Below are 22,292 nucleotides of genomic sequence, written 5' to 3'. Positions count from 1 at the left end.
ATTAATATTTTGACGAATGATAAGGTATTCAAGGCAGGGTTAAGACGTAAGATGCGAAAAGCAGCCATGGACAGAAAGTATCTGGCGTCAGTCCTTGCGGGGAGCGGGCTTGAGTAATCTTGCCCTGAATACCGGACTGAGAATCAAAAAGCCGGTTAACTGAAACTGTCCAGGTTTTGGGGGCAGTCCATAAACGCTTTATCCTGCCTAAAAAACCACTAAATTTCAATAAATTGCACCGACGCATAGGCCCGATAAGCTTGCGCATCGGGCACTGTAATTACGCCATTGTCCCAATCGTCTTCCTGAATCGCAGCAGCGCGATGGTGAAAAACACGCCGCCAATTGCCATCAGCGTCAGGAACTGCGGCCAGACGATTTCGAATCCGGCACCACGGTAGAGAATGGCCTGCGCGAGGCTGACAAAGTGTGTCGTCGGCATGGTCAGCATAATGTCCTGCACCATCTGCGGCATACTTTCGCGCGGCGTGGAGCCACCGGAAAGCATTTGCAGCGGCAGTAGCACCAGAATCACCAGCAGCCCCAGTTGCGGCATTGAACGCGCTATCGTCCCCATAAAAATGCCGATTGACGTGGTGGCAAACAGACTGAGCGCCACGCCAAGCATAAACAGCGGGATCGAGCCTTCAATCGGTACGCCCAGTACACCTTTCACCATCAGCACCAGCGATAATCCCGACACCACCAGCACCACCAGCCCCATCGACCAGACCTTCGCCATCATGATCTCAAACGGCGTTATCGGCATCACCAGTAAGTGTTCCACCGTGCCGTGTTCACGCTCGCGGATCAGCGCCGATCCGGTCAGTACAATCGCCAGCATGGTAATGTTGTTGATGATCGCCATCACCCCGCCAAACCACGCGGGATCGAGGTTCGGATTAAAGCGCATGCGGGTTTCCAGCGATACCAACGGTTCGCTGTTATCACGGTAACGCGCGACAAAGCTGTTCACTTCACCGTTGATAATATTCTGGATATAACCGTTGCCAGTGAATGCCTGGCTCATGCGCGTGGCATCGACGTTCACCTGAATATCCGGCTGGCGTCCTGCGAGGACATCACGCTGAAAATTAGGCGGAATATTTATCGCGAAGGTATAGCGCCCGGCGTCCAGCCCGGCATCCATCTCATCGGCAGTGATCATCTCCGGTGGCAAAAACCACGGGCGGTAGAAGCTGTTAACGATCCGGTTCGATAACTGCGATTGATCCATATCGGCAATAGCGATCGGTGCCAGGTTCAACGATCCTGGCGTAACGGTCGCTGACGAATACACCGACACTGTAAACGAGAAGACAATCAACGTCAGCATCGCTTTATCACCGAGCAGACTGCGCAACTCTTTGATACCCAGATTAAAAATATTGCGTAAATGGCGCATCATCCCTCCTGTTTTTTCAGCAGCAGGATGCTTAAGCCCATCACCAGCGGGATGGCTATCAGCAACGGGATAAAAAGTTGCCACAAATCAGTCAGATCCAGCGCCTTCGAGAACGTCCCGCGGGCGATAGTCAGAAAATGACTGGTCGGGTAAACCTCGCCGATCCAACGTCCCGGACCTTCCAGCGAAGCTACCGGATCGATCATCCCGGAAAACTGCGTCGCCGGAATCAACGTGATAATCGCCGTACCGAAAATGGCGGCAATCTGGCTTTTCATAAAAGTAGAGATCAGCAGCCCCATTCCGGTGGCAATGATGATATACAGCAGCGCCGCCAGGGTGAGCGTCAGGAAACTGCCTTTATGCGGCACGCCAAACACAAACACCGACAGGGCGCAGAGCAGGAAAAAGTTCAGCATTCCCAGCCCGATGTACGGCAGCTGTTTGCCAAGCAAAAATTCGCTACGGGTGGTAGGAGTCACGTAAAGGTTGATAATCGACCCCAACTCTTTTTCCCGCACTACGCTAAGGGCGCTTAACATCGACGGAATCATCATCAGCAACAGCGGGATCACCGCCGGAACAATCGCTGGCAGGCTTTTTACGTCCGGGTTATAGCGATAGCGTGTCTCAATATTCATCAGCCCGCTTTGGCCTGCGGGCGTGGATTGCCGACTCGCCACATCCTGTAGCCAGCTCTGGTGCATGGCCTGCACGTAACCTTTTACCGTTTCGGCACGACTGGGCATCGCACCGTCGATCCAGACACCGAGTTCCACAGGCGTACCACGCGCGATATCGCGCCCGAAATTGGGTGGAATCTCAATCGCCACCGTGATATCGCCCGCACGCATCCGACGATCAAGCTCGTCATAACTGGTGAGCGGCGGCTGTTCGATAAAATAACGGGAACCGGAGAGATTGAGCGTCCACGCCTGGCTACTGACGGTCTGGTCGCGATCAAGCACCGCAAAGCGCAGATTTTCCACATCCATACTGATGCCGTAACCCATTATCAGCATCAGGATCACCGTTCCCATCAGCGCCAACGTCGAACGTACCGGATCGCGGCGCAGTTCCAGTGCTTCGCGACGGCTGTAGCTAAACAGACGTCGCAGGCTAAATCCCTGACGCGGCGCGTGGGTGGTGTCATGTACCACAGGCGGCGCTTCGGCTTCGTTGCTCTGCCCTGCCGCTTCCTGCAAATAGGCGATAAATGCCTCTTCCAGACTGGCGGCTCCGCGTTTCTCAACCAGTTCCTGCGGTGTACCGCTGGCGAGCACTTTTCCGGCGTGCATCAGTGAGATGCGGTCGCAGCGTTCCGCTTCGTTCATAAAGTGGGTGGAGATGAAGATAGTCACTTTGTCCTGGCGCGAAAGATCGACCATCAACTGCCAGAACATATCCCTCGCCACCGGATCGACGCCAGAAGTAGGCTCATCGAGGATTAACATCTCCGGGCGATGAATCACCGCCACCGCCAGCGAAAGCCGCTGGCGAATGCCGAGCGGCAATGACTCCGGCAGAACATCTTCAACGTCGTTGAGCTTAAAACGCTCACTCATTTCAGCCACTCGCGCGGGAATTTCCGCTTCCGGAATGTGAAACAAACGGGCATGTAACTCCAGGTTTTGCCGCACGGTGAGTTCGTTATAGAGCGAAAACGCCTGCGACATATAGCCCACCCGCCGACGGGTATCGATATCTTTTGGATCAACCGGTTGTCCGAACAGCCACGCCTCACCTTCGCTGGCGGGTAGCAGTCCGGTAAGCATTTTCATGGTGGTGGATTTACCGCAGCCGTTCGAACCAAGGAAGCCAAAAATCTCCCCGCGTGGAATGCGGAAATTGACGTGATCAACAGCAACGAAGGAACCAAAACGCATGGTCAGATCGCGCGCTTCGATGGCAATCTCTGCGTTTTCAGGTTGATACGGTGGGATCACTACCGCCTGATGCGCCTGCCGTTGTGCTTGCGGTAACAGATTTATAAATGCTTCTTCCAGCGTGGCGCTTTGCGTTTGCTGCCGCAGCTCTTCGGCGCTGCCAGTCGCCAGTACTTCTCCGGCATTCATCGCTACCAGCCAGTCGAAGCGTTCCGCCTCTTCCATATAGGCGGTGGCAACCAGCACGCTCATATTGCTCTGTCGCTGGCGAATACTGTCGATCAGATCCCAGAACTGGGCGCGAGAGAGCGGGTCAACCCCCGTTGTTGGCTCATCAAGAATCAACAATTCCGGGTCGTGGATTAACGCACAGCACAGCCCCAGTTTTTGCTTCATCCCGCCGGAGAGTTTACCTGCCGGACGATCGCGAAACGGTGCTAACCCGGTGCTGGTCAGCAGCTCATTAATTCGGACTTCCCGCTCCGCTTTGTCGTGACCGAACAGGCGGGCGAAAAAATCGACGTTTTCATACACCGACAAGGTGTGGTAGAGGTTTTTGCCCAGTCCCTGCGGCATCCAGGCAATGCGCGGGCAGACGTCACGGCGATGCCTCGGGTCGCGCATATCGCCGCCCAGCACGATCACGTTGCCCTGCTCAATGACGCGGGCACCGGAAATCAGTGACAACAAACTCGACTTCCCAACGCCGTCCGGGCCAATCAGCCCGACCATGCAGCGGGCCGGAATATCGAGAGTGATATTGTTCAGCGCAACTGTTTTTCCATAATGCTGGCTCACGCCCGCCAGTTGCGCGACAGGCGGGACGGGAACCAGTTCCAGATGCGTCATTGCGGCAACCTCACCGCAAGGTCGTCAGGCCACGGAAGTTCTTCGTTCACCCGCACCCACGCCACGCCCGGCAAACCGGTTTTGACATATTCCAGATGTTGCTGGAGTAATTCCGGTGGGATACGCGCTTTGACGCGGAACATCAGTTTCAGCCGCTCATCGCTGGTTTCGACGGTTTTTGGCGTGAACTGGGCGACGCTGGCGACAAAGCTGATGGACGCAGGAATACGCAGATCTGGCGCGGCATCGAGGATCAGTCGGGCTTCGCCGCCCAGTTTCAGCGTGCCCGCCTGTTCGGTTGGCAGGAAGAAGGTCATATAGACATCGCTGAGATCGACCATATTTAGCACCCGACCGCCTGCTGCCAGCACTTCGCCTGGCTCGGCAACCCGATACTGCACGCGTCCGTCACGCGGGGCTTTCAGTTCACTGTCATCGATATCTGCGGCAATGCGCCGCTCAGTGGCTTGTGCCGCTTCGACGCGGGTTTGCGCCTGAATGATATTGGTGCGTGCTGCTTCTATAGCCGCTTTAGAAGCCGATACCTGAGCTTTCGCCGATTCCAGCGCGGCTCGGGCGCTCTCGGCGGCGGCGCGATCGTCATCCAGCTGTTGCGCAGAAATAGCCCCCCGTTGGGCAAGCGAGCGGGAACGCGTATGACGTTTAGCCACGGAGTCCAGTTCGGCCTGGCGTTGATTAACCAGCGACTGTGCGGCGCGAGTTTCGCTTTGCCGTTGCTCCAGCAAAGCCTGCGCGGCGGCAACGGCGCTTTGTGCTTCTTTGATTTGCGCGATGGCTTCCAGTCGCTGTTCCTGCAACACGCGAGTATCCATCTTCGCCAGCACTTCGCCTTCGCGAACAAACTGGCCTTCTTTCACCAGAATGGTATCGATACGCCCGGCAATTTTGCTGGCGATATCCACTTCCGTCGCTTCAATGCGCCCATTGCTGACGGCAAAGCCTTCCGGCACACCTGCCGGGCGCAACAGCCACCACGCCACGACGGCAGCCACCGCCAGTAACCCGACAACCCACCACGCCAGATGGCTCTTACTCTTATCCATAATCGACCCGCCATAATCCCTGTAAACAAACGACGCGTGTTACAACTGCCGCCGAACGACGTTCAGCGGATTCTTCCATCCGGGATAAGAAGGAAACGGCAAATACGACCAGCGCGCAGAGCATTGAGCGCCAATGGGGAAGGCTTAGTGAAAACGGGTAGTAATGTTGTCATCATCAGCATTCCTGGCCGTAAATGAAACACGCATACTCATAAGTGTGATCTATAAAACTGGCTGATAAAACGGTATCCATCCTGTTGGATAGCGTTTCACGCCTGTTCAGTTGCAGGAACAGAGCATTCCTTTTTACGTTTTATCAACAGTCTCAACCAGATAGTAACATTAATATTCATGTTGTCTATGGTTCAAAGCTGTAACAGCGTGCGCCTTCTACTCAAAGGCATAAGTTCATTTCTGTTTTTTTCATGCTGGTAAGACGTCCAGGGAGCGGTTACCTCAGGCCCTGCACCAGGATTAATTTGGCAATTATGCATACTGTACATCCTTCCGGCATGTTTACTGTCACGGGCGTTCAGACCTAAAACAGCCCCCATTTCACCTATGAGTTCTCTTCCACCATTACCGTTATGTGCAACAACTTGATTTATACCTAACATTTGTGAGCATGCTAATAGTGCTTCAAGTTTGGGCCTGTAATCTGTCGAGATGGAAAAATAACGATTAAAAGATTGACAAGAGATGGCCCGGCTAATTTTAAATTTTTTACCATTAATTATGGTATGATGCTTTTTATTAATGATTGCCGCTAATTCGACCGGATCGAGAACATTGGTCATTTCATCTTTAGAGACTGTTATCGGACCTAAAATGTAACGTTCGCGTTGTATGTCGAAAGTTATCCCATGATGATTTGCCATTATTTTATATTTGGGGTCATAGAAACATACAGGATAATCTTTTATCCCAGCGTAGGTATCTTCATTAAGTGGTTTCATGCGCGTGAAGTTCTGCATATAGTTACCATTGCAATTTGTTTCATGATTTCCAGCTAATACATGAACATTTTCATTGATACTCATTATGCGTTTTAACAAATCGATGATAAATTGATCGCCACAGATATTACTAAACCGATCGCCGGTTTGGTCACCCAGAAACGTACATGGCGTCACTGCGCCTTTATTAATAACCAAATAAGGCTGAAGACTTTCTAAAACAATATCTCTTCTGTTCAGAATACTGATAATTGTATTGACATTAGTGTCTAGTTCTTCATTAAAGTTATTCTTTAACAATACGTTGAGAACTTCATCTTCTATATTAAGCAACTGACTAAGGAAATTTTCTCCTTCAGCCATAATACCCAAATGACCTGTTGCAGTAAGCGCATACAAAACAGCACCGACTGAGCCATCGGTATCACCGAAATAGGTCGGTCTGGTACTTGTGGGATCAACGGGTGAGCAATTTGAGAAATAGACTCTATTAGAAAAATGGGCCTTTATTACTGTTTCGAATTTAATATCAAATATATTGTATTGCGAAGTTTTCCAGTCCCAGAGGGGTTTGTACGACTCAGTAACTACAATATCATTCATATTACCATCTTCTGTCATGGCATTAAGAAAACAAACAATGCTGCGCCAATTTATTTCTATGTTATCAAGAGGGCAACCGTAATTTTTTCCATTAATTGTCACAATAAACTGATAACTATTATTCCTGCGTAGGATATGCACACGCATGCCCGATAGCATACTATATTTTTCTGATTGATACGTCTGTATGGAAAATGAAATCTTGTCATCTTGAAAAGATTGTTGGAAACGTTCTATTTGCCAGTCATCTATTTTTTCCACAACTTCACCGAGCATTGTCCTGGCAATACTTGATATGTCATCACCTAAGCCATTTGCTATATACCCAAACAGTTCTTTAGTGAAGTTGGTAACATGATCTTGCATAATGTCATTTGCGGGGATTGTCATAGTACTGTCGTGAGTACCGGTCACAGCTCCAATTTTCATTTTTTACCTCATGCTATTCACCGCGAGGAATACGTAGTTAATATTTAATCTTATGACATACACCTCATGTTCGATGGAAAAACAATTATATTTTGCACAAATCATTCAGCCTTAAGGCATAATATGAAATTTCTTATCTCAAAGTAGACAAAATCCCTAGAGATTGTAGAGGCGTTATCAGAACATACCTCTACAATCGATTAAGAAAACCTATGAAATACTTTCAGGATTAATAAGACATACCACAGTATTCATGGAGTTTTAATGAGATTGAAAACAACTAAGCCCTGATAAATAAATTATTTCATTATTTTTATCACGTACTTTCTTCCGGGAATTTAGGCCCATAATACCATTATCAAATTGTTGATTCTGATCTACCCCGAGCCCATGATGGCCATATTTTTGTCTAATGTATTTTCTGGGGTCTTCACATTTGAGTTTCTCTCCACATATGAAGATATGTTTACGTGCTGGTCTGAAATCAGTAGTGTTATTAAAATAATCAGCATATAAATCTGTGGATTTCATAATATTGCTTCGGATTAGATGGAATAGAGGATCATCCATATGTTCTTTATGTTTTTTATTAAATATATTAGCTAATTCCTCAGGATCAGTAGGATTTTTCATCTGTTTAAATGGAACCTGCAAAGCACCGAGACAATAACATTTACTTTCTTCATTTCTTATTATTCCGTGATGACTGGTTAAAACTTTCCTTTCTGGGTCATAATTACAAACATCAAGCGTTTTAATTAAGTTATATGTATCACCGGCGGAGAGTCTATGATTTGCTTGTCGTGCACTATAGTTACCATTAAAATTGATTTCATGATTTCCAGCCAGAACGACGACATTTTTATTTATACGACTATCTTTATTACCCTCCATATTTTGCATAGAATTTAGCAAAGTAAGGATATATTGATCTCCAAAAATAGTACTAAACCTGTCGCCTGTATGATCTCCAAGGAAAATACAAGGAGTAATCGCATCGCCTTTTAAAAAAACATGATTATGCAACTTATTCAAGATCATGTCTCTTGCATTTAATAAAGCGTAGAGCTCTCCCATTTTTTTCTTTTCGTATGCAGATGAAGCCATATTTTCGTGATTTAATAATTCACATATTAAACTCCACCCCTCTTCCCGGATGCCTATATGCCCTGAAACGAGCAATGCATAAAGTATAGCGCCTACTCTTCCATCTGTATCGCCAAAATAAGCCGTGTTCATATTTTGTGGGTTAATCACACCACAGTGTTTATAAAAATCTATTTCTGAAAACACAGATTTAACATAGTTATCAAACTTTTCCTTAGTGAGCATCTCAGTAGAGACATCCCAACGCCAGTCAGGTTTAAAATTACCGCTAAGAAGAGTAAAGAAATTTTCAGATATGATAGAAAGCCCATCAACTTTATAAATTATGTCTGATTTATCTCCGGAGAAATTAATAAAATAATAACCATCCCTACGCTCAATCGTAACGGTTATGGGAGATGATAATTTTAACACATGGTTATTGTCTGGTATAATTGTAAAGATAAACGTGTCAGTATCCATGTTGGCGAAACTATTATATTCTTGGATATCTATAGAAGGTTCACTATTGTAAAGCGATGTTTTCACCGTCTGATGAAAATAGTCATTTACATTCCAGTGACCATATTGCAGGAAATAGATGATATGCAGGCCTGCATTGTTACCTATTTGCGAAAATTTATCCAGTATATTAACTTCAACTGTCTTTGAAAGATGTTTTTTATCAACCTCGCCATGGTGTTGATGATTGTTAACTTTATCTGAATGCTTATATTCATGGCTTAAGGAGTTGTTTCCAATCAGATTATGAATTGCTTTCATAAATAACCTATGATATTTTTGAATTGTTTGTTACAAAATAAACGATACATGTCTGAAAGACATATTTACGACGATATAAAACAATAATAATTATATGTTCGCTGATTTTAAACACCGAGACTATCCGGTCTTTTACCAATAATGAAAAATAATCCCTCCCTGGAAGATAATTGTAAAGAACTACAGAATAAGAATTAATCTTAGGATAAATATTTATTTACCATGGCCTTTTGAACGCTGAAAAGTGGCACTCGGCAAAGTAAACCCAGCTATAGTTATGCTATGCATTTGTCTTTAATGATATCTCGTCATTTTATTAACAGGCTGAAATTATCATTAATGCACATTTCGATATTAGCAGGGATACCTGAGGAGTTTAAAGTGAACATATATATCGGGTGGCTTTTCAAATTAATCCCCTTGATTATGGGGTTAATTTGTATCGCGTTAGGTGGCTTTGTGCTGGAAAGTTCAGGGCAAAGCGAGTATTTCGTCGCGGGTCATGTGCTGATTTCTCTGGCAGCCATATGCCTGGCATTATTCACTACCGCATTTATTATCATTTCGCAGCTCACGCGCGGCGTTAATACGTTTTACAATACACTGTTCCCCATTATTGGCTATGCGGGGTCAATTATCACCATGATATGGGGTTGGGCACTGTTAGCAGGCAATGATGTGATGGCAGACGAGTTTGTCGCCGGTCATGTGATTTTCGGCGTTGGTATGATTGCCGCCTGTGTATCGACAGTGGCAGCGTCATCCGGTCACTTTCTGCTCATTCCCAAAAATGCATCGGGGAGCAAAAGCGACGGAACGCCGGTACAGGCTTATTCTTCATTAATCGGTAATTGCCTCATTGCCGTTCCCGTATTACTCACCCTGCTCGGTTTCATTTGGTCGATAACGCTGTTACGCAGTGCCGACATAACCCCACATTATGTCGCCGGTCACGTATTGCTTGGGTTAACCGCAATCTGTGCCTGTCTCATTGGCCTTGTAGCCACAATCGTCCATCAAACACGTAATACGTTCTCATCCAAAGAGCACTGGCTGTGGTGTTATTGGGTTATTTTCCTCGGCTCAATCACAGTGCTGCAGGGCATATACGTCTTAGTCAGTTCCGATGCAAGCGCTCGGCTGGCTCCCGGCATTATTCTCATTTGCCTCGGAATGATCTGTTACAGCATATTCTCAAAAGTCTGGCTACTGGCACTGGTCTGGAGACGTACCTGTTCGTTAGCCAACAGAATTCCGATGATTCCCGTCTTCACCTGCCTGTTTTGCCTTTTCCTGGCATCGTTTCTTGCGGAAATGGCGCAGACCGACATGGGATATTTTATTCCTTCGCGGGTTCTGGTCGGTTTGGGAGCGGTATGCTTTACGTTGTTCTCAATCGTTTCAATATTAGAAGCGGGTTCTGCTAAAAAATAATTGCAACGTACCGGATAAAACCAGCGTTGACCATTTGCGTAACGCTGGTTTTTCTTAGGTATCATGAAATAACTTAACATTGATGGTTAAGTATAAAAAAACAGTAAAGTTACTGTCTTTTTTCAACCTGTTCATATTTTATAAAGATCTGGGCTTCGGTCGATTTTTAATCACCATTCCCCCACCTTATTTTAAGCATGGAGGGTTTCAGTTCACGGGCTTATTAGAAAATAATCACAAGATAGCCACTATCAAAATTAGCTCATTTTTAATGCGGCTCTAATAATTTTCATCTTTAGGTAATAGGTCAGGACGACTTCACAGCAATCAAATCCTGCGCACAAGCCCACGCACTCGACCACGCCCACTGGAAGTTATAGCCCCCCAGCCAGCCGGTGACGTCCATCACTTCGCCGATGAAATACAGCCCAGGCACTTTGCGCGCTTCCATCGTCCGTGAAGAGAGTTCGTTGGTATCCACGCCGCCGAGCGTCACTTCGGCAGTGCGATAGCCTTCAGTGCCGTTCGGCTGCACACGCCAGTCGGTCAATGTGCTAATCAGTGCCTGTTGGTCACGTACGTTGAGCTGTTTTAGCGAGACATCCGGGATTTGCCCGAGTTGTTGTAAGCGTTCAACCAACCGCTTCGGTAGATGAACCGCCAGTGTGTTTTTCAGGCTTTGATTCGGATGTGCGTTACGCTGTTCATTCAGGAAGGTTTCGAGGTCCACATCCGGTAGCAGATTAATGCTGACAAATTCACCCGGTTGCCAGTAGCTGGAAATCTGCAACACTGCCGGTCCAGACAAGCCGCGATGGGTGAAGAGTAAGTTCTCACGGAAAACGGTGCCGTTTTCAGCCGTAATCACGGAAGGCACCGCCACACCCGCCAGCACCTGTAACTCCTCGAGCAACGGTTTATGCAAAGTAAATGGCACCAGACCCGCACGGGTCGGCAGCACGTTGAGGCCAAATTGTTCGGCAATCTTATAACCAAACGGCGATGCCCCCAGCCCCGGCATTGACAGCCCACCGGTCGCGATGACCAGTTTTTCGCTACCGACGGTCATGCCATTCAGTTCAAGCGTGAAGCCTGTTTCATCCTTCGCCACACTCAGCACTTCGCTTCGCAATCTGAAGGTCACATTGCCCTTCTCGCACTCAGCCACCAGCATGTCGACAATCTGCTGCGCGGAGTCATCACAGAAGAGTTGCCCTAACGTTTTCTCGTGCCAGGCAATGCCGTGTTTATTGACCAGATCAATGAAATCCCACTGGGTAAAACGCGCGAGTGCAGACTTACAAAAATGCGGATTCTGGCTCAGATAAGCGCCCGGTTCGACATAAAGGTTGGTAAAGTTGCAGCGCCCACCGCCAGACATGAGGATTTTGCGCCCTGGTTTTTTACCATTATCGATCAGCAGAACCCGGCGTCCTGCCTGACCTGCCAGCGCAGAACAGAACATACCCGCCGCACCAGCGCCTATAATAATGGCATCAAACCTTTCCACGTTGCGCTCCTCTAAAAAAAACGGGCGTGAATTGTAAAGATTCCTCAGTGGTCGCACCAGCATCAATATTACTAAAAGGAAGTATTTGCCTGAATTATATAAGATAATTATTTTTTGAGTGCAATCTATACAGGAGGCAAATCAAAAAAAGTCTATATTTCACTTTGCCCGCGCCGCGAAAGTCACTGATAATGCGCCGCGTTCATGTCCTCAAAATGGCGTAACGTCCTATGCTACATTTGTTTGCTGGCCTGGATTTGCATACCGGGCTGTTATTATTGCTTGCACTGGCTTTTGTGCTGTTCTACGAAGCCATCAATGGTTTCCATGACACAGCCAACGCCGTGGCAACCGTTATCTATACCCGCGCGATGCGTTCTCAGCTCGCCGTGGTTATGGCGGCGGTGTTCAACTTTTTGGGTGTTTTGCTGGGTGGTCTGAGTGTTGCCTATGCCATTGTGCATATGCTGCCGACGGATCTGCTGCTTAATATGGGATCGTCTCATGGCCTTGCCATGGTGTTCTCTATGTTGCTGGCGGCGATTATCTGGAACCTGGGTACCTGGTACTTTGGTTTACCTGCATCCAGCTCTCATACGCTGATTGGCGCGATCATCGGGATTGGTTTAACCAATGCGTTGATGACCGGGACGTCAGTGGTGGATGCACTCAATATCCCGAAAGTATTAAGTATTTTCGGTTCTCTGATCGTTTCCCCTATTGTCGGCCTGGTGTTTGCTGGCGGTCTGATTTTCTTGCTGCGTCGCTACTGGAGCGGCACCAAGAAACGCGCCCGTATCCACCTGACCCCAGCGGAGCGTGAAAAGAAAGACGGCAAGAAAAAGCCGCCGTTCTGGACGCGTATCGCGCTGATCCTTTCCGCTATCGGTGTGGCGTTTTCTCACGGCGCAAATGATGGTCAGAAAGGCATTGGTCTGGTTATGTTGGTACTGATTGGCGTCGCGCCAGCAGGCTTCGTGGTGAATATGAATGCCACTGGCTACGAAATCACCCGTACCCGTGATGCCATCAACAACGTGGAAGCTTACTTTGAGCAGCACCCTGCGCTGCTGAAACAGGCTACCGGTGCTGATCAGTTAGTACCGGCTCCGGAAGCTGGCGCAACGCAACCTGCGGAGTTCCATTGCCATCCGTCGAATACCATTAACGCGCTCAACCGCCTGAAAGGCATGTTGACTACTGATGTGGAAAGCTACGACAAGCTGTCGCTTGATCAACGTAGCCAGATGCGCCGCATTATGCTGTGCGTTTCTGACACTATCGACAAAGTGGTGAAGATGCCTGGCGTGAGTGCAGACGATCAGCGCCTGTTGAAGAAACTGAAGTCCGACATGCTTAGCACCATCGAGTATGCGCCGGTGTGGATCATCATGGCGGTCGCGCTGGCGTTAGGTATCGGTACGATGATTGGCTGGCGTCGTGTGGCAACGACTATCGGTGAGAAAATCGGTAAGAAAGGCATGACCTACGCTCAGGGGATGTCTGCCCAGATGACTGCGGCAGTGTCTATCGGCCTGGCGAGTTATACCGGGATGCCGGTTTCCACTACCCACGTACTCTCCTCTTCTGTCGCGGGGACGATGGTGGTAGATGGCGGCGGCTTACAGCGTAAAACCGTGACCAGTATTCTGATGGCCTGGGTGTTTACCCTTCCGGCTGCGGTACTGCTTTCCGGCGGGCTTTACTGGCTCTCCTTGCAGTTCCTGTAATCGCACGCACCAAAACGAGCGGGTCAGCTGGCCCGCTTCAGATTGTTGACATAGTGCGCTTTGTTCATGCCGGATGCGGCGTGAACGCCTTATCCAGCCTACAAAAACATGCAAATTCAATAGATTGCAGAGATTATGTAGGCCTGATAAGCGTAGCGCATCAGGCAATTTTGCGTTTGTAATCAGTCTCGAGCGGGTCAGTTTGCTGGCCCGCTTTTTTTATGCGTTATTTTTGCTGACGTGCTTAATGCCAAATCATCAATGCAATCAGACTGACCACCACCAGACCACACAATGCGCTGGTCAGAATAAACTGCCGACGCACCCGCTCACAGCGGCGAATAAACTCATCATCGTGATGATCGCGATAACGTTGGGCATAGATATACCAAACGAGACGCACCTGTTTGTTGGGTTGGCCATGTGAGGTAAAAAAGCCCCCTCCATCAACATATTGATAGAGCAATGGATCGCAGTTACGCAGTACCACTAACAACGCGCGTAGTGATGAGAAATAGCGCGCCATGTTAACAATGCAAACGACACATAAAGCCCAAAATAATGCGACGGTGCTTATCATACCTCCTCCCCGGCGACCTGCCCGCGGAGTTCCACCCCGGGGCTACCGCTCCCGATACGCTGCCAATCAGTTAACACCAGGTCCTGGAGAAACCGCTTTTGTGGTGACCAACATCCGAGCGGCTCTATAGATAGTGTAGGAGATCAGGTTGTTTTTTTTCCAGAAGGTTAACCACTATCAATATATTCATGTCGAAAATTTGTTTATCTAACGGGTAAGCAAGGCGGATTGACGGATCATCCGGGTCGCTATAAGGTAAGGATGGTCTTAACACTGAATCTTTACGGCTGGGTTAGCCCCGCGCACGTAGTTCGCAGGACGCGGGTGACGTAACGGCACAAGAAACGCTAGCTGGCCAGTCATCGACAACTTTATGGAAGGAGTAACACTATGGCTTATAAACACATTCTCATCGCGGTCGATCTCTCCCCGGAAAGCAAAGTTCTGGTAGAGAAAGCAGTCTCTATGGCTCGCCCCTACAATGCGAAAGTTTCTCTGATCCACGTAGATGTAAACTACTCTGACCTATACACCGGGCTTATTGATGTGAATCTGGGTGATATGCAGAAACGCATCTCTGAAGAGACACATCATGCGCTGACCGAGCTTTCCACTAATGCAGGCTACCCAATCACTGAAACCCTGAGCGGCAGCGGCGATCTGGGCCAGGTTCTGGTCGATGCAATCAAGAAATACGATATGGATCTGGTGGTTTGTGGTCACCACCAGGACTTCTGGAGCAAACTGATGTCTTCCGCACGTCAGCTGATCAACACCGTTCACGTTGATATGCTGATTGTTCCGCTGCGCGACGAAGAAGAATAATCTTCCCTCCACGACGTGTGCCTGAACGCCCGCATATGCGGGCGTTTTGCTTTTTGGCGCGCCTTGTTACCTGATGCAGCGTATACGCCTTATCTGGCCTACGATCTGCGTACGCAACCAAATTCCCCAGCCAATACAACATTTAACACCATCATATTTTCCATCATTAGTGTGATCAGCTGGTTATTTTCTGTTGTAATAGTGTATTAATCTATTCACTGCATCAATATTAAGAATCTCTGACAGATGTAAACTTTTTCGCGCGTTATCCCTTACGCGTTCATACTTTTCAGGATGGTATTGAAAGGTTAATAAATATGAATACAACAACACCCATGGGGATGCTGCAGCAACCTCGCCCATTTTTCATGATCTTTTTTGTCGAGTTATGGGAGCGATTCGGCTACTACGGCGTGCAGGGCGTACTGGCGGTTTTCTTCGTTAAACAGCTTGGATTCTCGCAAGAACAGGCTTTTGTCACCTTTGGTGCGTTTGCTGCGCTGGTCTATGGCCTCATTTCCATTGGCGGCTATGTCGGCGACCACCTACTGGGGACCAAACGCACCATTGTTCTTGGAGCGCTTGTGCTGGCGATTGGCTACTTCATGACCGGCATGTCGCTACTTAAGCCTGACCTGATTTTCATCGCCCTGGGGACTATCGCTGTCGGTAACGGCCTGTTTAAAGCTAACCCTGCCAGCTTGCTTTCGAAGTGCTATCCACCGAAAGATCCGCGGCTTGATGGCGCATTCACCCTGTTCTATATGTCGATCAACATCGGCTCGTTGATAGCGTTATCGCTGGCCCCCGTGATCGCTGATAGATTCGGTTATTCTGTTACCTACAACCTGTGCGGTGCGGGGTTAATTATCGCGCTACTGGTTTACATCGCCTGTCGTGGAATGGTGAAAGACATTGGTTCTGAACCCGACTTCCGCCCGATGAGCTTCAGTAAACTGTTGTACGTATTACTTGGCAGCGTGGTGATGATCTTCGTCTGTGCATGGCTGATGCACAACGTAGAAGTCGCCAATCTGGTGCTGATTGTTCTCTCCATCGTCGTCACCATCATCTTCTTTCGTCAGGCATTCAAGCTGGATAAAACCGGGCGCAATAAAATGTTTGTTGCCTTTGTCCTGATGCTCGAAGCGGTGGTGTTTTACATTCTCTACGCCCAGATGCCAACGTCGCTGAACTTCTTTGCCATCAACAACGTGCATCATGAAATTCTCGGCTTTTCCATCAACCCGGTCAGCTTCCAGGCGCTTAACCCGTTCTGGGTGGTACTCGCCAGCCCAATACTGGCAGGTATCTACACGCATTTGGGTAACAAAGGCAAAGACCTCTCGATGCCGATGAAATTTACTCTCGGTATGTTTATGTGCTCGCTGGGCTTTTTGACGGCTGCAGCTGCGGGAATGTGGTTTGCTGATGCACAAGGGCTGACATCACCATGGTTTATCGTGCTGGTTTACTTATTCCAGAGTTTAGGTGAACTGTTTATTAGTGCCCTTGGCCTGGCGATGATTGCTGCCCTGGTGCCGCAGCATTTGATGGGCTTTATTCTCGGGATGTGGTTCCTGACGCAAGCTGCCGCGTTCTTGCTTGGCGGCTATGTGGCAACATTTACCGCAGTACCAGACAACATTACCGATCCGCTTGAGACGTTGCCCGTCTATACCAGCGTGTTTGGTAAAATTGGCCTGGTTACGCTGGGCGTTGCGGTGGTGATGCTGCTGATGGTGCCGTGGCTGAAACGCATGATTGCGACGCCGGAAAGCCATTAATTATTCTTGCAGAACACAGGGTAGCAATAACACTACCCTGCTTTACTTTCACACCGGCGTACCTGCATAAATATCAAAGCGATGCCCTTTGGTAACTACCGCGTTTGGCGTGGCGACATTCGCCAGCGGTGGCGCGTAGTCCGGGCGCTTTACCACCACGCGTTTGGTCGCCAGCAAGCGTGCAGGCTCCAGCAATCCATCAGCGTCGAGATCCGGCCCCACCAGCGACTGGAACACGCGCATCTCTTTTTTCACCAGCGCGCTTTTCTGCTTATGCGGGAACATCGGGTCGAGATAGACCACCTGCGGGCGTGGGGTAATATCAGTCAGCGCCGTCAGGCTGGAGGCGTGAATTAATTGCAAACGCTCCTGCAACCAGCCGCCGATTTCCGCATCCGCATAACCACGCGCCAGGCCGTCGTCGAGCAATGCAGCAACCACCGGATTACGCTCCAGCATCCGCACGCGGCAGCCGACTGAAGCCAGCACAAAGGCATCGCGACCTAAGCCTGCGGTAGCGTCTACTACGTCCGGCAAATAATCGCCCTTAATGCCCACCGCTTTCGCCACCGCCTCACCGCGCCCACCGCCAAATTTGCGACGGTGCGCCATCGCTCCGCCAACAAAATCAACAAAGATGCCACCAAGCTTCGGCTCATCACGCTTGCGCAGTTCCAGATGCTCCGGTGTTAACACCAGCGCCATCAGGTTGTCTTCATCGTGCTCCAGCCCCCAGCGGGCCGCCAGAACAGATAAGGCACCGTCTCCGGTGCCTGTTTCATCAATTAAACAGATTTTCACTGAATGATCAGCCCTTAATGCCGTAATGCTCCAGCATCGCATCCAGTTGCGGTTCACGCCCACGGAAGCGTTTGAACAGATCCATCGGCTCTTCTGAACCGCCACGGCTCAGAATGTTGTCGAGGAACGACTGTCCGGTTTCACGGTTGAAAATGCCCTCTTCCTCAAAGCGCGAGAAGGCATCTGCCGCCAGTACGTCAGCCCACAGGTAGCTGTAGTAACCTGCGGCATAACCACCGGCGAAAATATGGCTGAAAGCGTGCGGGAAACGGCCCCAGGATGGAGACGGTACTACGGCAACCAGTTTCTTGATTTCTGCCAGAGTTTCGAGGATTTTCGCTCCCTGATCCGGGCGGAACTCGGCATGGAGGCGGAAATCGAACAGGCCGAACTCCAGCTGGCGCAGAATAAACAGCGCCGCCTGGTAGTTCTTCGCCGCCAGCATTTTATCCAGCAACTCTTTCGGCAGCGGTTCGCCGGTTTCATAGTGACCGGAGATAAACGCCAGCGCCTCCGGCTCCCAGCACCAGTTTTCCATAAACTGGCTCGGCAGTTCGACCGCATCCCACGGCACCCCGCTGATACCAGACACACCGGCGGTTTCGATGCGGGTCAGCATATGATGCAGACCATGACCGAACTCGTGGAACAGGGTGATTACTTCGTCATGCGTAAACAGCGCTGGTTTACCATTCACCGGGCGGTTGAAGTTACAGGTCAGGTACGCGACCGGTTTTTGCAGCGAACCGTCGGCTTTACGCATCTGGCCTACGCAGTCATCCATCCACGCCCCGCCGCGCTTGTTTTCACGGGCATACAGGTCGAGGTAGAAGCTGCCGCGCAGTTCGTTGTTCTCGTCATACAGTTCGAAGAAACGGACATCCGGATGCCAGACATCAACATCTTTACGCTCTTTAGCGGTGATGCCGTAAATACGTTTCACCACTTCAAACAAGCCGTTAACCGCTTTGTTTTCCGGGAAGTACGGACGCAGCTGTTCGTCGCTGATGCTGTAGAGGTGCTGTTTCTGTTTTTCGCTGTAGTATGCGATATCCCACGGCTGCAACTCATCGACGTCAAATTCGGCTTTGGCGAAAGTGCGCAGTTGCGCCAGCTCTTTTTCGCCCTGCGGACGGGCGCGTTTTGCCAGATCGGTTAAGAAATCAAGCACCTGCTGCGGGTTCTCCGCCATTTTGGTAGCCAGAGATTTAAAGGCGTAGTTTTCAAAGCCCAGCAGTTGCGCCAGTTCGTGACGCAGAGCGAGGATCTCTTCCATCACCTTGCTATTGTCCCACTTACCGGCGTTCGGGCCTTGATCGGAAGCGCGGGTGCTGTAAGCGCGATACATCTCTTCACGCAAGGCCTGGTTGTCGCAGTAGGTCATTACCGGCAAATAGCTTGGGATATCCAGCGTCAGCAAGTAGCCTTCCAGTTCTTTCGCTTCGGCCTGGGCTTTTGCCGCCGCCAGCGCGCTTTCTGGCATACCCGCCAGTTCCGCTTCGTCGGTAACGAGTTTGGTCCAGCCCATTGTCGCATCAAGGACGTTGTTGCTGTACTGGTTGCCCAACTCGGAAAGACGGGTAGCAATTTCGCCGTAGCGTTGCTGTTTCTCTTTCGGCAGACCGATGCCAGAGAGTTCAAAATCACGCAGGGCGTTATCAACCGCTTTCTTCTGCGCCGTATTCAGCGTGGCGTAATGATCGCCATCGCGCAGGTCGCGGTACGCTTTATACAGCCCCTCATGTTGCCCTACCCAGGTGCTGTATTCCGACAGCAGCGGCAGGGTTTGTTCGTACGCTTCACGCAGTTCCGGGCTATTTTTCACCGAGTTCAGGTGGCTGACCGGGGAGAAGATACGCCCCAACACATCGTCCACTTCCGCCAGCGGCTGGCAGAGATTTTCCCAGGTGTACGGTGCCCCTTGCGCTACTACGCGCTCCACATTTTCGCGGCAGTCATTCAATGCCTTCGTCACGGCTGGAACGACATGTTCCGGGAGAATTTTAGAAAACGGAGGCAATTCAAAGGGAGTCAGTAACGGATTCGTCATTAGCGCAGTCCTGGTTAAAGAGGTTAAGGAAGCGCTCAACAGGCGCTTTACATAATGTGTGTAGCATGGGGTTAAGTGTAGTGAATTTCAATGAGAAACGTTACGCTTTCGCGGCGACGGCCTCTTTTCGGTATACTGTCCTGATAGGCTTTTGTGCGCCCCGAATACGGGCCGATTTTTACTTACCGGAACACCTTTACCCATGCTCAGTTATCGCCACAGCTTTCACGCTGGCAACCACGCCGACGTCCTTAAACATACCGTTCAGAGCCTGATCATCGAGTCACTGAAAGAGAAAGATAAACCGTTTCTCTATCTGGATACCCACGCGGGTGCGGGGCGTTATCAGTTAGGCAGTGAACATGCCGAGCGTACCGGCGAATATCTCGAAGGTATCGCCCGTATCTGGCAGCAGGACGATCTGCCTGCGGAGCTGGAGGCGTACATCAATGTGGTAAAACACTTCAACCGTAGCGGTCAGTTGCGTTACTACCCCGGTTCACCGTTGATTGCCCGTCAGTTACTGCGTGAACAGGACAGTCTGCAACTGACCGAGCTGCACCCGAGCGATTTCCCGTTGCTGCGTGCTGAATTTCAGAAAGACAGCCGTGCGCGCGTGGAAAAAGCCGACGGTTTCCAGCAGCTTAAAGCCAAGCTGCCGCCGGTTTCTCGCCGTGGTTTAATCCTTATCGACCCGCCGTATGAAATGAAAACCGACTATCAGGCGGTGGTCAGCGGCATTAACGAGGGGTATAAACGTTTTGCCACAGGCGTCTACGCGCTGTGGTATCCAGTGGTGCTGCGTCAGCAAATCAAGCGCATGATCCACGATCTGGAAGCGACCGGTATTCGCAAGATTATGCAAATTGAACTGGCGGTACTGCCAGACAGCGATCGCCGTGGCATGACCGCTTCCGGCATGATTGTGATTAACCCGCCGTGGAAGCTGGAACAGCAGATGAATAACGTGTTGCCGTGGTTGCACAGCAAACTGGTTCCGGCTGGCACCGGGCATGCCACCGTAAGCTGGATCGTGCCAGAGTAATTGCAGCCATCGCTGGCACCTATTACGTCTCGCGCTACAATCGCGGTAATCAACGATAAGGACAATATGTCATGACTAAACACTATGATTACATCGCCATCGGCGGCGGCAGCGGCGGTATCGCCTCCATCAACCGCGCGGCTATGTACGGTCAGAAATGCGCGCTGATTGAAGCCAAAGAACTGGGCGGCACCTGCGTGAATGTTGGCTGCGTGCCGAAAAAAGTGATGTGGCACGCGGCGCAAATCCGTGAAGCGATCCACATGTACGGCCCGGATTATGGTTTCGATACCACCATCAATAAGTTCAACTGGGAAACGTTGATCGCCAGCCGTACCGCCTATATCGACCGTATTCATACCTCCTATGAAAACGTGCTCGGTAAAAATAACGTTGATGTAATCAAAGGCTTTGCCCGCTTCGTTGATGCCAAAACCATTGAAGTAAACGGCGAAACCATCACGGCCGATCATATCCTGATCGCCACCGGCGGTCGCCCGAGCCACCCGGATATTCCGGGCGTGGAATACGGTATTGATTCCGATGGCTTCTTCGCCCTTCCTGCTTTGCCAGAGCGTGTAGCGGTTGTTGGCGCGGGTTACATCGCCGTTGAACTGGCGGGTGTGATTAACGGCCTCGGCGCAAAGACGCATCTGTTTGTTCGTAAACATGCGCCGCTGCGCAGCTTCGACCCGATGATCTCTGAAACGCTGGTCGAAGTGATGAACGCCGAAGGTCCGCAGTTGCACACCAACGCCATCCCGAAAGCGGTCGTGAAAAATGCTGATGGCAGCCTGACGCTGGAGCTGGAAGATGGTCGCAGTGAAACGGTGGATTGCCTGATTTGGGCGATTGGTCGTGAGCCTGCCAATGACAACATTAACCTCGAAGCCGCTGGCGTAAAAACCAACGAAAAAGGCTATATCGTCGTCGATAAATATCAAAATACCAGCGTTGAAGGTATTTACGCGGTGGGCGATAACACGGGCGCAGTGGAACTGACACCGGTGGCAGTTGCAGCAGGCCGCCGCCTCTCTGAACGCCTGTTTAATAACAAGCCGGATGAGCATCTGGATTACAGCAATATTCCGACCGTGGTCTTCAGCCATCCGCCGATTGGGACTGTTGGTTTAACGGAACCGCAGGCGCGCGAGCAATACGGCGACGATCAGGTGAAAGTGTATAAATCCTCTTTCACCGCGATGTATACCGCCGTCACCACTCACCGCCAGCCGTGCCGCATGAAACTGGTGTGCGTTGGACCGGAAGAGAAGATTGTCGGTATTCACGGCATTGGCTTTGGTATGGATGAAATGTTGCAGGGCTTCGCAGTGGCGCTGAAGATGGGCGCAACCAAAAAAGACTTCGACAATACCGTCGCCATTCACCCAACGGCGGCAGAAGAGTTCGTTACCATGCGTTAAATGTTAAAGGGCAAAGAGTGGTGTGCTCTTTGCCCTTAGTTACGT

Annotated in this window: 18 protein-coding genes; 7 read left to right on the top strand and 11 right to left on the bottom strand. The window is 49.9% G+C overall.

The window, feature by feature from the left end:
• Positions 1 to 117 (top strand): transposase (locus FQZ95_RS07780; protein ID WP_160530057.1); only part of this gene is annotated, 117 nt, incomplete at its 5' end.
• A gap of 163 nt (positions 118 to 280) precedes the next feature.
• Here the strand turns inward: FQZ95_RS07780 and FQZ95_RS07775 are convergent.
• From FQZ95_RS07775 to FQZ95_RS07755, 6 genes are all read right to left on the bottom strand, one after another.
• The gene (locus FQZ95_RS07775; RefSeq protein ID WP_016262635.1) at positions 281 to 1,405 is read right to left on the bottom strand and encodes an ABC transporter permease; all 1,125 of its coding nucleotides are present in this window, start codon (positions 1,403 to 1,405) and stop codon (positions 281 to 283) included.
• Positions 1,405 to 4,140: a ribosome-associated ATPase/putative transporter RbbA gene (gene rbbA / locus FQZ95_RS07770; RefSeq protein ID WP_160530056.1), complete on the bottom strand. Its 2,736-nt coding sequence runs from the start codon at positions 4,138 to 4,140 to the stop codon at positions 1,405 to 1,407. Before rbbA ends, FQZ95_RS07775 begins: the two co-directional genes overlap by 1 nt.
• On the bottom strand, positions 4,137 to 5,204 hold the full coding sequence (locus tag FQZ95_RS07765; RefSeq protein ID WP_088542102.1) for an HlyD family secretion protein: 1,068 nt from the start codon (positions 5,202 to 5,204) through the stop codon (positions 4,137 to 4,139). The genes rbbA and FQZ95_RS07765 overlap by 4 nt, the downstream gene beginning before the upstream one ends.
• Before the next feature lie 62 nt (positions 5,205 to 5,266).
• Positions 5,267 to 5,380, bottom strand: coding sequence for a protein YhiY (gene yhiY / locus FQZ95_RS26325; protein ID WP_001296785.1), 114 nt, complete (start codon positions 5,378 to 5,380; stop codon positions 5,267 to 5,269).
• Between the two features lie 189 nt (positions 5,381 to 5,569).
• Positions 5,570 to 7,192, bottom strand: a complete 1,623-nt coding sequence (locus FQZ95_RS07760) for a DUF4049 domain-containing protein (RefSeq protein WP_088542103.1) — start codon at positions 7,190 to 7,192, stop codon at positions 5,570 to 5,572.
• A gap of 261 nt (positions 7,193 to 7,453) precedes the next feature.
• Positions 7,454 to 9,061 carry a DUF4049 domain-containing protein gene (locus FQZ95_RS07755; protein WP_160530055.1) on the bottom strand — a complete coding sequence of 536 codons (1,608 nt, stop codon included), beginning with the start codon at positions 9,059 to 9,061 and terminating at the stop codon, positions 7,454 to 7,456.
• Positions 9,062 to 9,442: 381 nt separating this feature from the next.
• On the opposite strand from FQZ95_RS07755, the gene FQZ95_RS07750 reads away from it, so the two are divergent.
• Entirely contained in the window at positions 9,443 to 10,495 is a 1,053-nt protein-coding gene (locus tag FQZ95_RS07750; RefSeq protein WP_001028909.1) for a DUF2776 domain-containing protein, read from the top strand.
• A gap of 307 nt (positions 10,496 to 10,802) precedes the next feature.
• Here the strand turns inward: FQZ95_RS07750 and FQZ95_RS07745 are convergent, their stop codons facing one another.
• A complete protein-coding gene (locus FQZ95_RS07745; protein ID WP_105271539.1) occupies positions 10,803 to 12,005 on the bottom strand; it encodes an NAD(P)/FAD-dependent oxidoreductase in 1,203 nt (400 codons plus the stop codon).
• A gap of 230 nt (positions 12,006 to 12,235) precedes the next feature.
• On the opposite strand from FQZ95_RS07745, the gene pitA reads away from it, so the two are divergent.
• Positions 12,236 to 13,735, top strand: coding sequence for an inorganic phosphate transporter PitA (gene pitA, locus FQZ95_RS07740; RefSeq protein ID WP_000902780.1), 1,500 nt, complete (start codon positions 12,236 to 12,238; stop codon positions 13,733 to 13,735).
• A gap of 244 nt (positions 13,736 to 13,979) precedes the next feature.
• On the opposite strand, the gene uspB is transcribed toward pitA, so the two are convergent.
• On the bottom strand, positions 13,980 to 14,315 hold the full coding sequence (uspB, locus tag FQZ95_RS07735) for a universal stress protein UspB (RefSeq protein ID WP_000626187.1): 336 nt from the start codon (positions 14,313 to 14,315) through the stop codon (positions 13,980 to 13,982).
• A gap of 390 nt (positions 14,316 to 14,705) precedes the next feature.
• On the opposite strand from uspB, the gene uspA reads away from it, so the two are divergent.
• Positions 14,706 to 15,140, top strand: a complete 435-nt coding sequence (gene uspA / locus FQZ95_RS07730) for a universal stress protein UspA (protein ID WP_000323571.1) — start codon at positions 14,706 to 14,708, stop codon at positions 15,138 to 15,140.
• Positions 15,141 to 15,238: 98 nt separating this feature from the next.
• On the opposite strand, the gene FQZ95_RS26320 is transcribed toward uspA, so the two are convergent.
• Positions 15,239 to 15,292 (bottom strand): hypothetical protein, encoded by a 54-nt coding sequence (locus FQZ95_RS26320; protein ID WP_214261513.1) that lies wholly within the window; start codon positions 15,290 to 15,292, stop codon positions 15,239 to 15,241.
• A 165-nt stretch (positions 15,293 to 15,457) separates the two neighbouring features.
• Here FQZ95_RS26320 and dtpB point away from each other — a divergent pair, with 165 nt between their 5' ends.
• The gene (gene dtpB / locus FQZ95_RS07725; RefSeq protein ID WP_032185367.1) at positions 15,458 to 16,927 is read left to right on the top strand and encodes a dipeptide/tripeptide permease DtpB; all 1,470 of its coding nucleotides are present in this window, start codon (positions 15,458 to 15,460) and stop codon (positions 16,925 to 16,927) included.
• 48 nt (positions 16,928 to 16,975) lie between these two features.
• Here dtpB and rsmJ read toward each other — a convergent pair whose 3' ends face one another.
• Both rsmJ and prlC read right to left on the bottom strand, forming a co-directional pair.
• Positions 16,976 to 17,728 (bottom strand): 16S rRNA (guanine(1516)-N(2))-methyltransferase RsmJ, encoded by a 753-nt coding sequence (gene rsmJ, locus FQZ95_RS07720; RefSeq protein ID WP_000686620.1) that lies wholly within the window; start codon positions 17,726 to 17,728, stop codon positions 16,976 to 16,978.
• Positions 17,729 to 17,735: 7 nt separating this feature from the next.
• Positions 17,736 to 19,778: an oligopeptidase A gene (gene prlC / locus FQZ95_RS07715; protein WP_032185368.1), complete on the bottom strand. Its 2,043-nt coding sequence runs from the start codon at positions 19,776 to 19,778 to the stop codon at positions 17,736 to 17,738.
• Between the two features lie 202 nt (positions 19,779 to 19,980).
• Between prlC and rlmJ the strand changes: the two genes are divergently transcribed.
• Together rlmJ and gorA are read left to right on the top strand one after the other, a co-directional pair.
• Positions 19,981 to 20,823 (top strand): 23S rRNA (adenine(2030)-N(6))-methyltransferase, encoded by an 843-nt coding sequence (gene rlmJ, locus FQZ95_RS07710; RefSeq protein WP_001353598.1) that lies wholly within the window; start codon positions 19,981 to 19,983, stop codon positions 20,821 to 20,823.
• A gap of 71 nt (positions 20,824 to 20,894) precedes the next feature.
• The gene (gene gorA, locus FQZ95_RS07705) at positions 20,895 to 22,247 is read left to right on the top strand and encodes a glutathione-disulfide reductase (protein ID WP_000160796.1); all 1,353 of its coding nucleotides are present in this window, start codon (positions 20,895 to 20,897) and stop codon (positions 22,245 to 22,247) included.
• The last annotated feature ends 45 nt before the right edge of the window (positions 22,248 to 22,292 follow it).

Source organism: Escherichia sp. HH41S (assembly GCF_009820115.1).
Taxonomy (GTDB): domain Bacteria; phylum Pseudomonadota; class Gammaproteobacteria; order Enterobacterales; family Enterobacteriaceae; genus Escherichia; species Escherichia coli_F.
This window is presented reverse-complemented; position numbering and strand designations above follow the sequence as displayed.

What these genes read in the sequence shown, in the direction of transcription:
- FQZ95_RS07775 (WP_016262635.1), bottom strand. Translation starts at nt 1,405, where the DNA reads ATGCGCCATTTACGCAATATTTTTAATCTGGGTATCAAAGAGTTGCGC.
- rbbA (WP_160530056.1), bottom strand. Translation starts at nt 4,140, where the DNA reads ATGACGCATCTGGAACTGGTTCCCGTCCCGCCTGTCGCGCAACTGGCG.
- FQZ95_RS07765 (WP_088542102.1), bottom strand. Translation starts at nt 5,204, where the DNA reads ATGGATAAGAGTAAGAGCCATCTGGCGTGGTGGGTTGTCGGGTTACTG.
- yhiY (WP_001296785.1), bottom strand. Translation starts at nt 5,380, where the DNA reads ATGATGACAACATTACTACCCGTTTTCACTAAGCCTTCCCCATTGGCG.
- FQZ95_RS07760 (WP_088542103.1), bottom strand. Translation starts at nt 7,192, where the DNA reads ATGAAAATTGGAGCTGTGACCGGTACTCACGACAGTACTATGACAATC.
- FQZ95_RS07755 (WP_160530055.1), bottom strand. Translation starts at nt 9,061, where the DNA reads ATGAAAGCAATTCATAATCTGATTGGAAACAACTCCTTAAGCCATGAA.
- pitA (WP_000902780.1), top strand. Translation starts at nt 12,236, where the DNA reads ATGCTACATTTGTTTGCTGGCCTGGATTTGCATACCGGGCTGTTATTA.
- uspB (WP_000626187.1), bottom strand. Translation starts at nt 14,315, where the DNA reads ATGATAAGCACCGTCGCATTATTTTGGGCTTTATGTGTCGTTTGCATT.
- uspA (WP_000323571.1), top strand. Translation starts at nt 14,706, where the DNA reads ATGGCTTATAAACACATTCTCATCGCGGTCGATCTCTCCCCGGAAAGC.
- dtpB (WP_032185367.1), top strand. Translation starts at nt 15,458, where the DNA reads ATGAATACAACAACACCCATGGGGATGCTGCAGCAACCTCGCCCATTT.
- prlC (WP_032185368.1), bottom strand. Translation starts at nt 19,778, where the DNA reads ATGACGAATCCGTTACTGACTCCCTTTGAATTGCCTCCGTTTTCTAAA.
- rlmJ (WP_001353598.1), top strand. Translation starts at nt 19,981, where the DNA reads ATGCTCAGTTATCGCCACAGCTTTCACGCTGGCAACCACGCCGACGTC.
- gorA (WP_000160796.1), top strand. Translation starts at nt 20,895, where the DNA reads ATGACTAAACACTATGATTACATCGCCATCGGCGGCGGCAGCGGCGGT.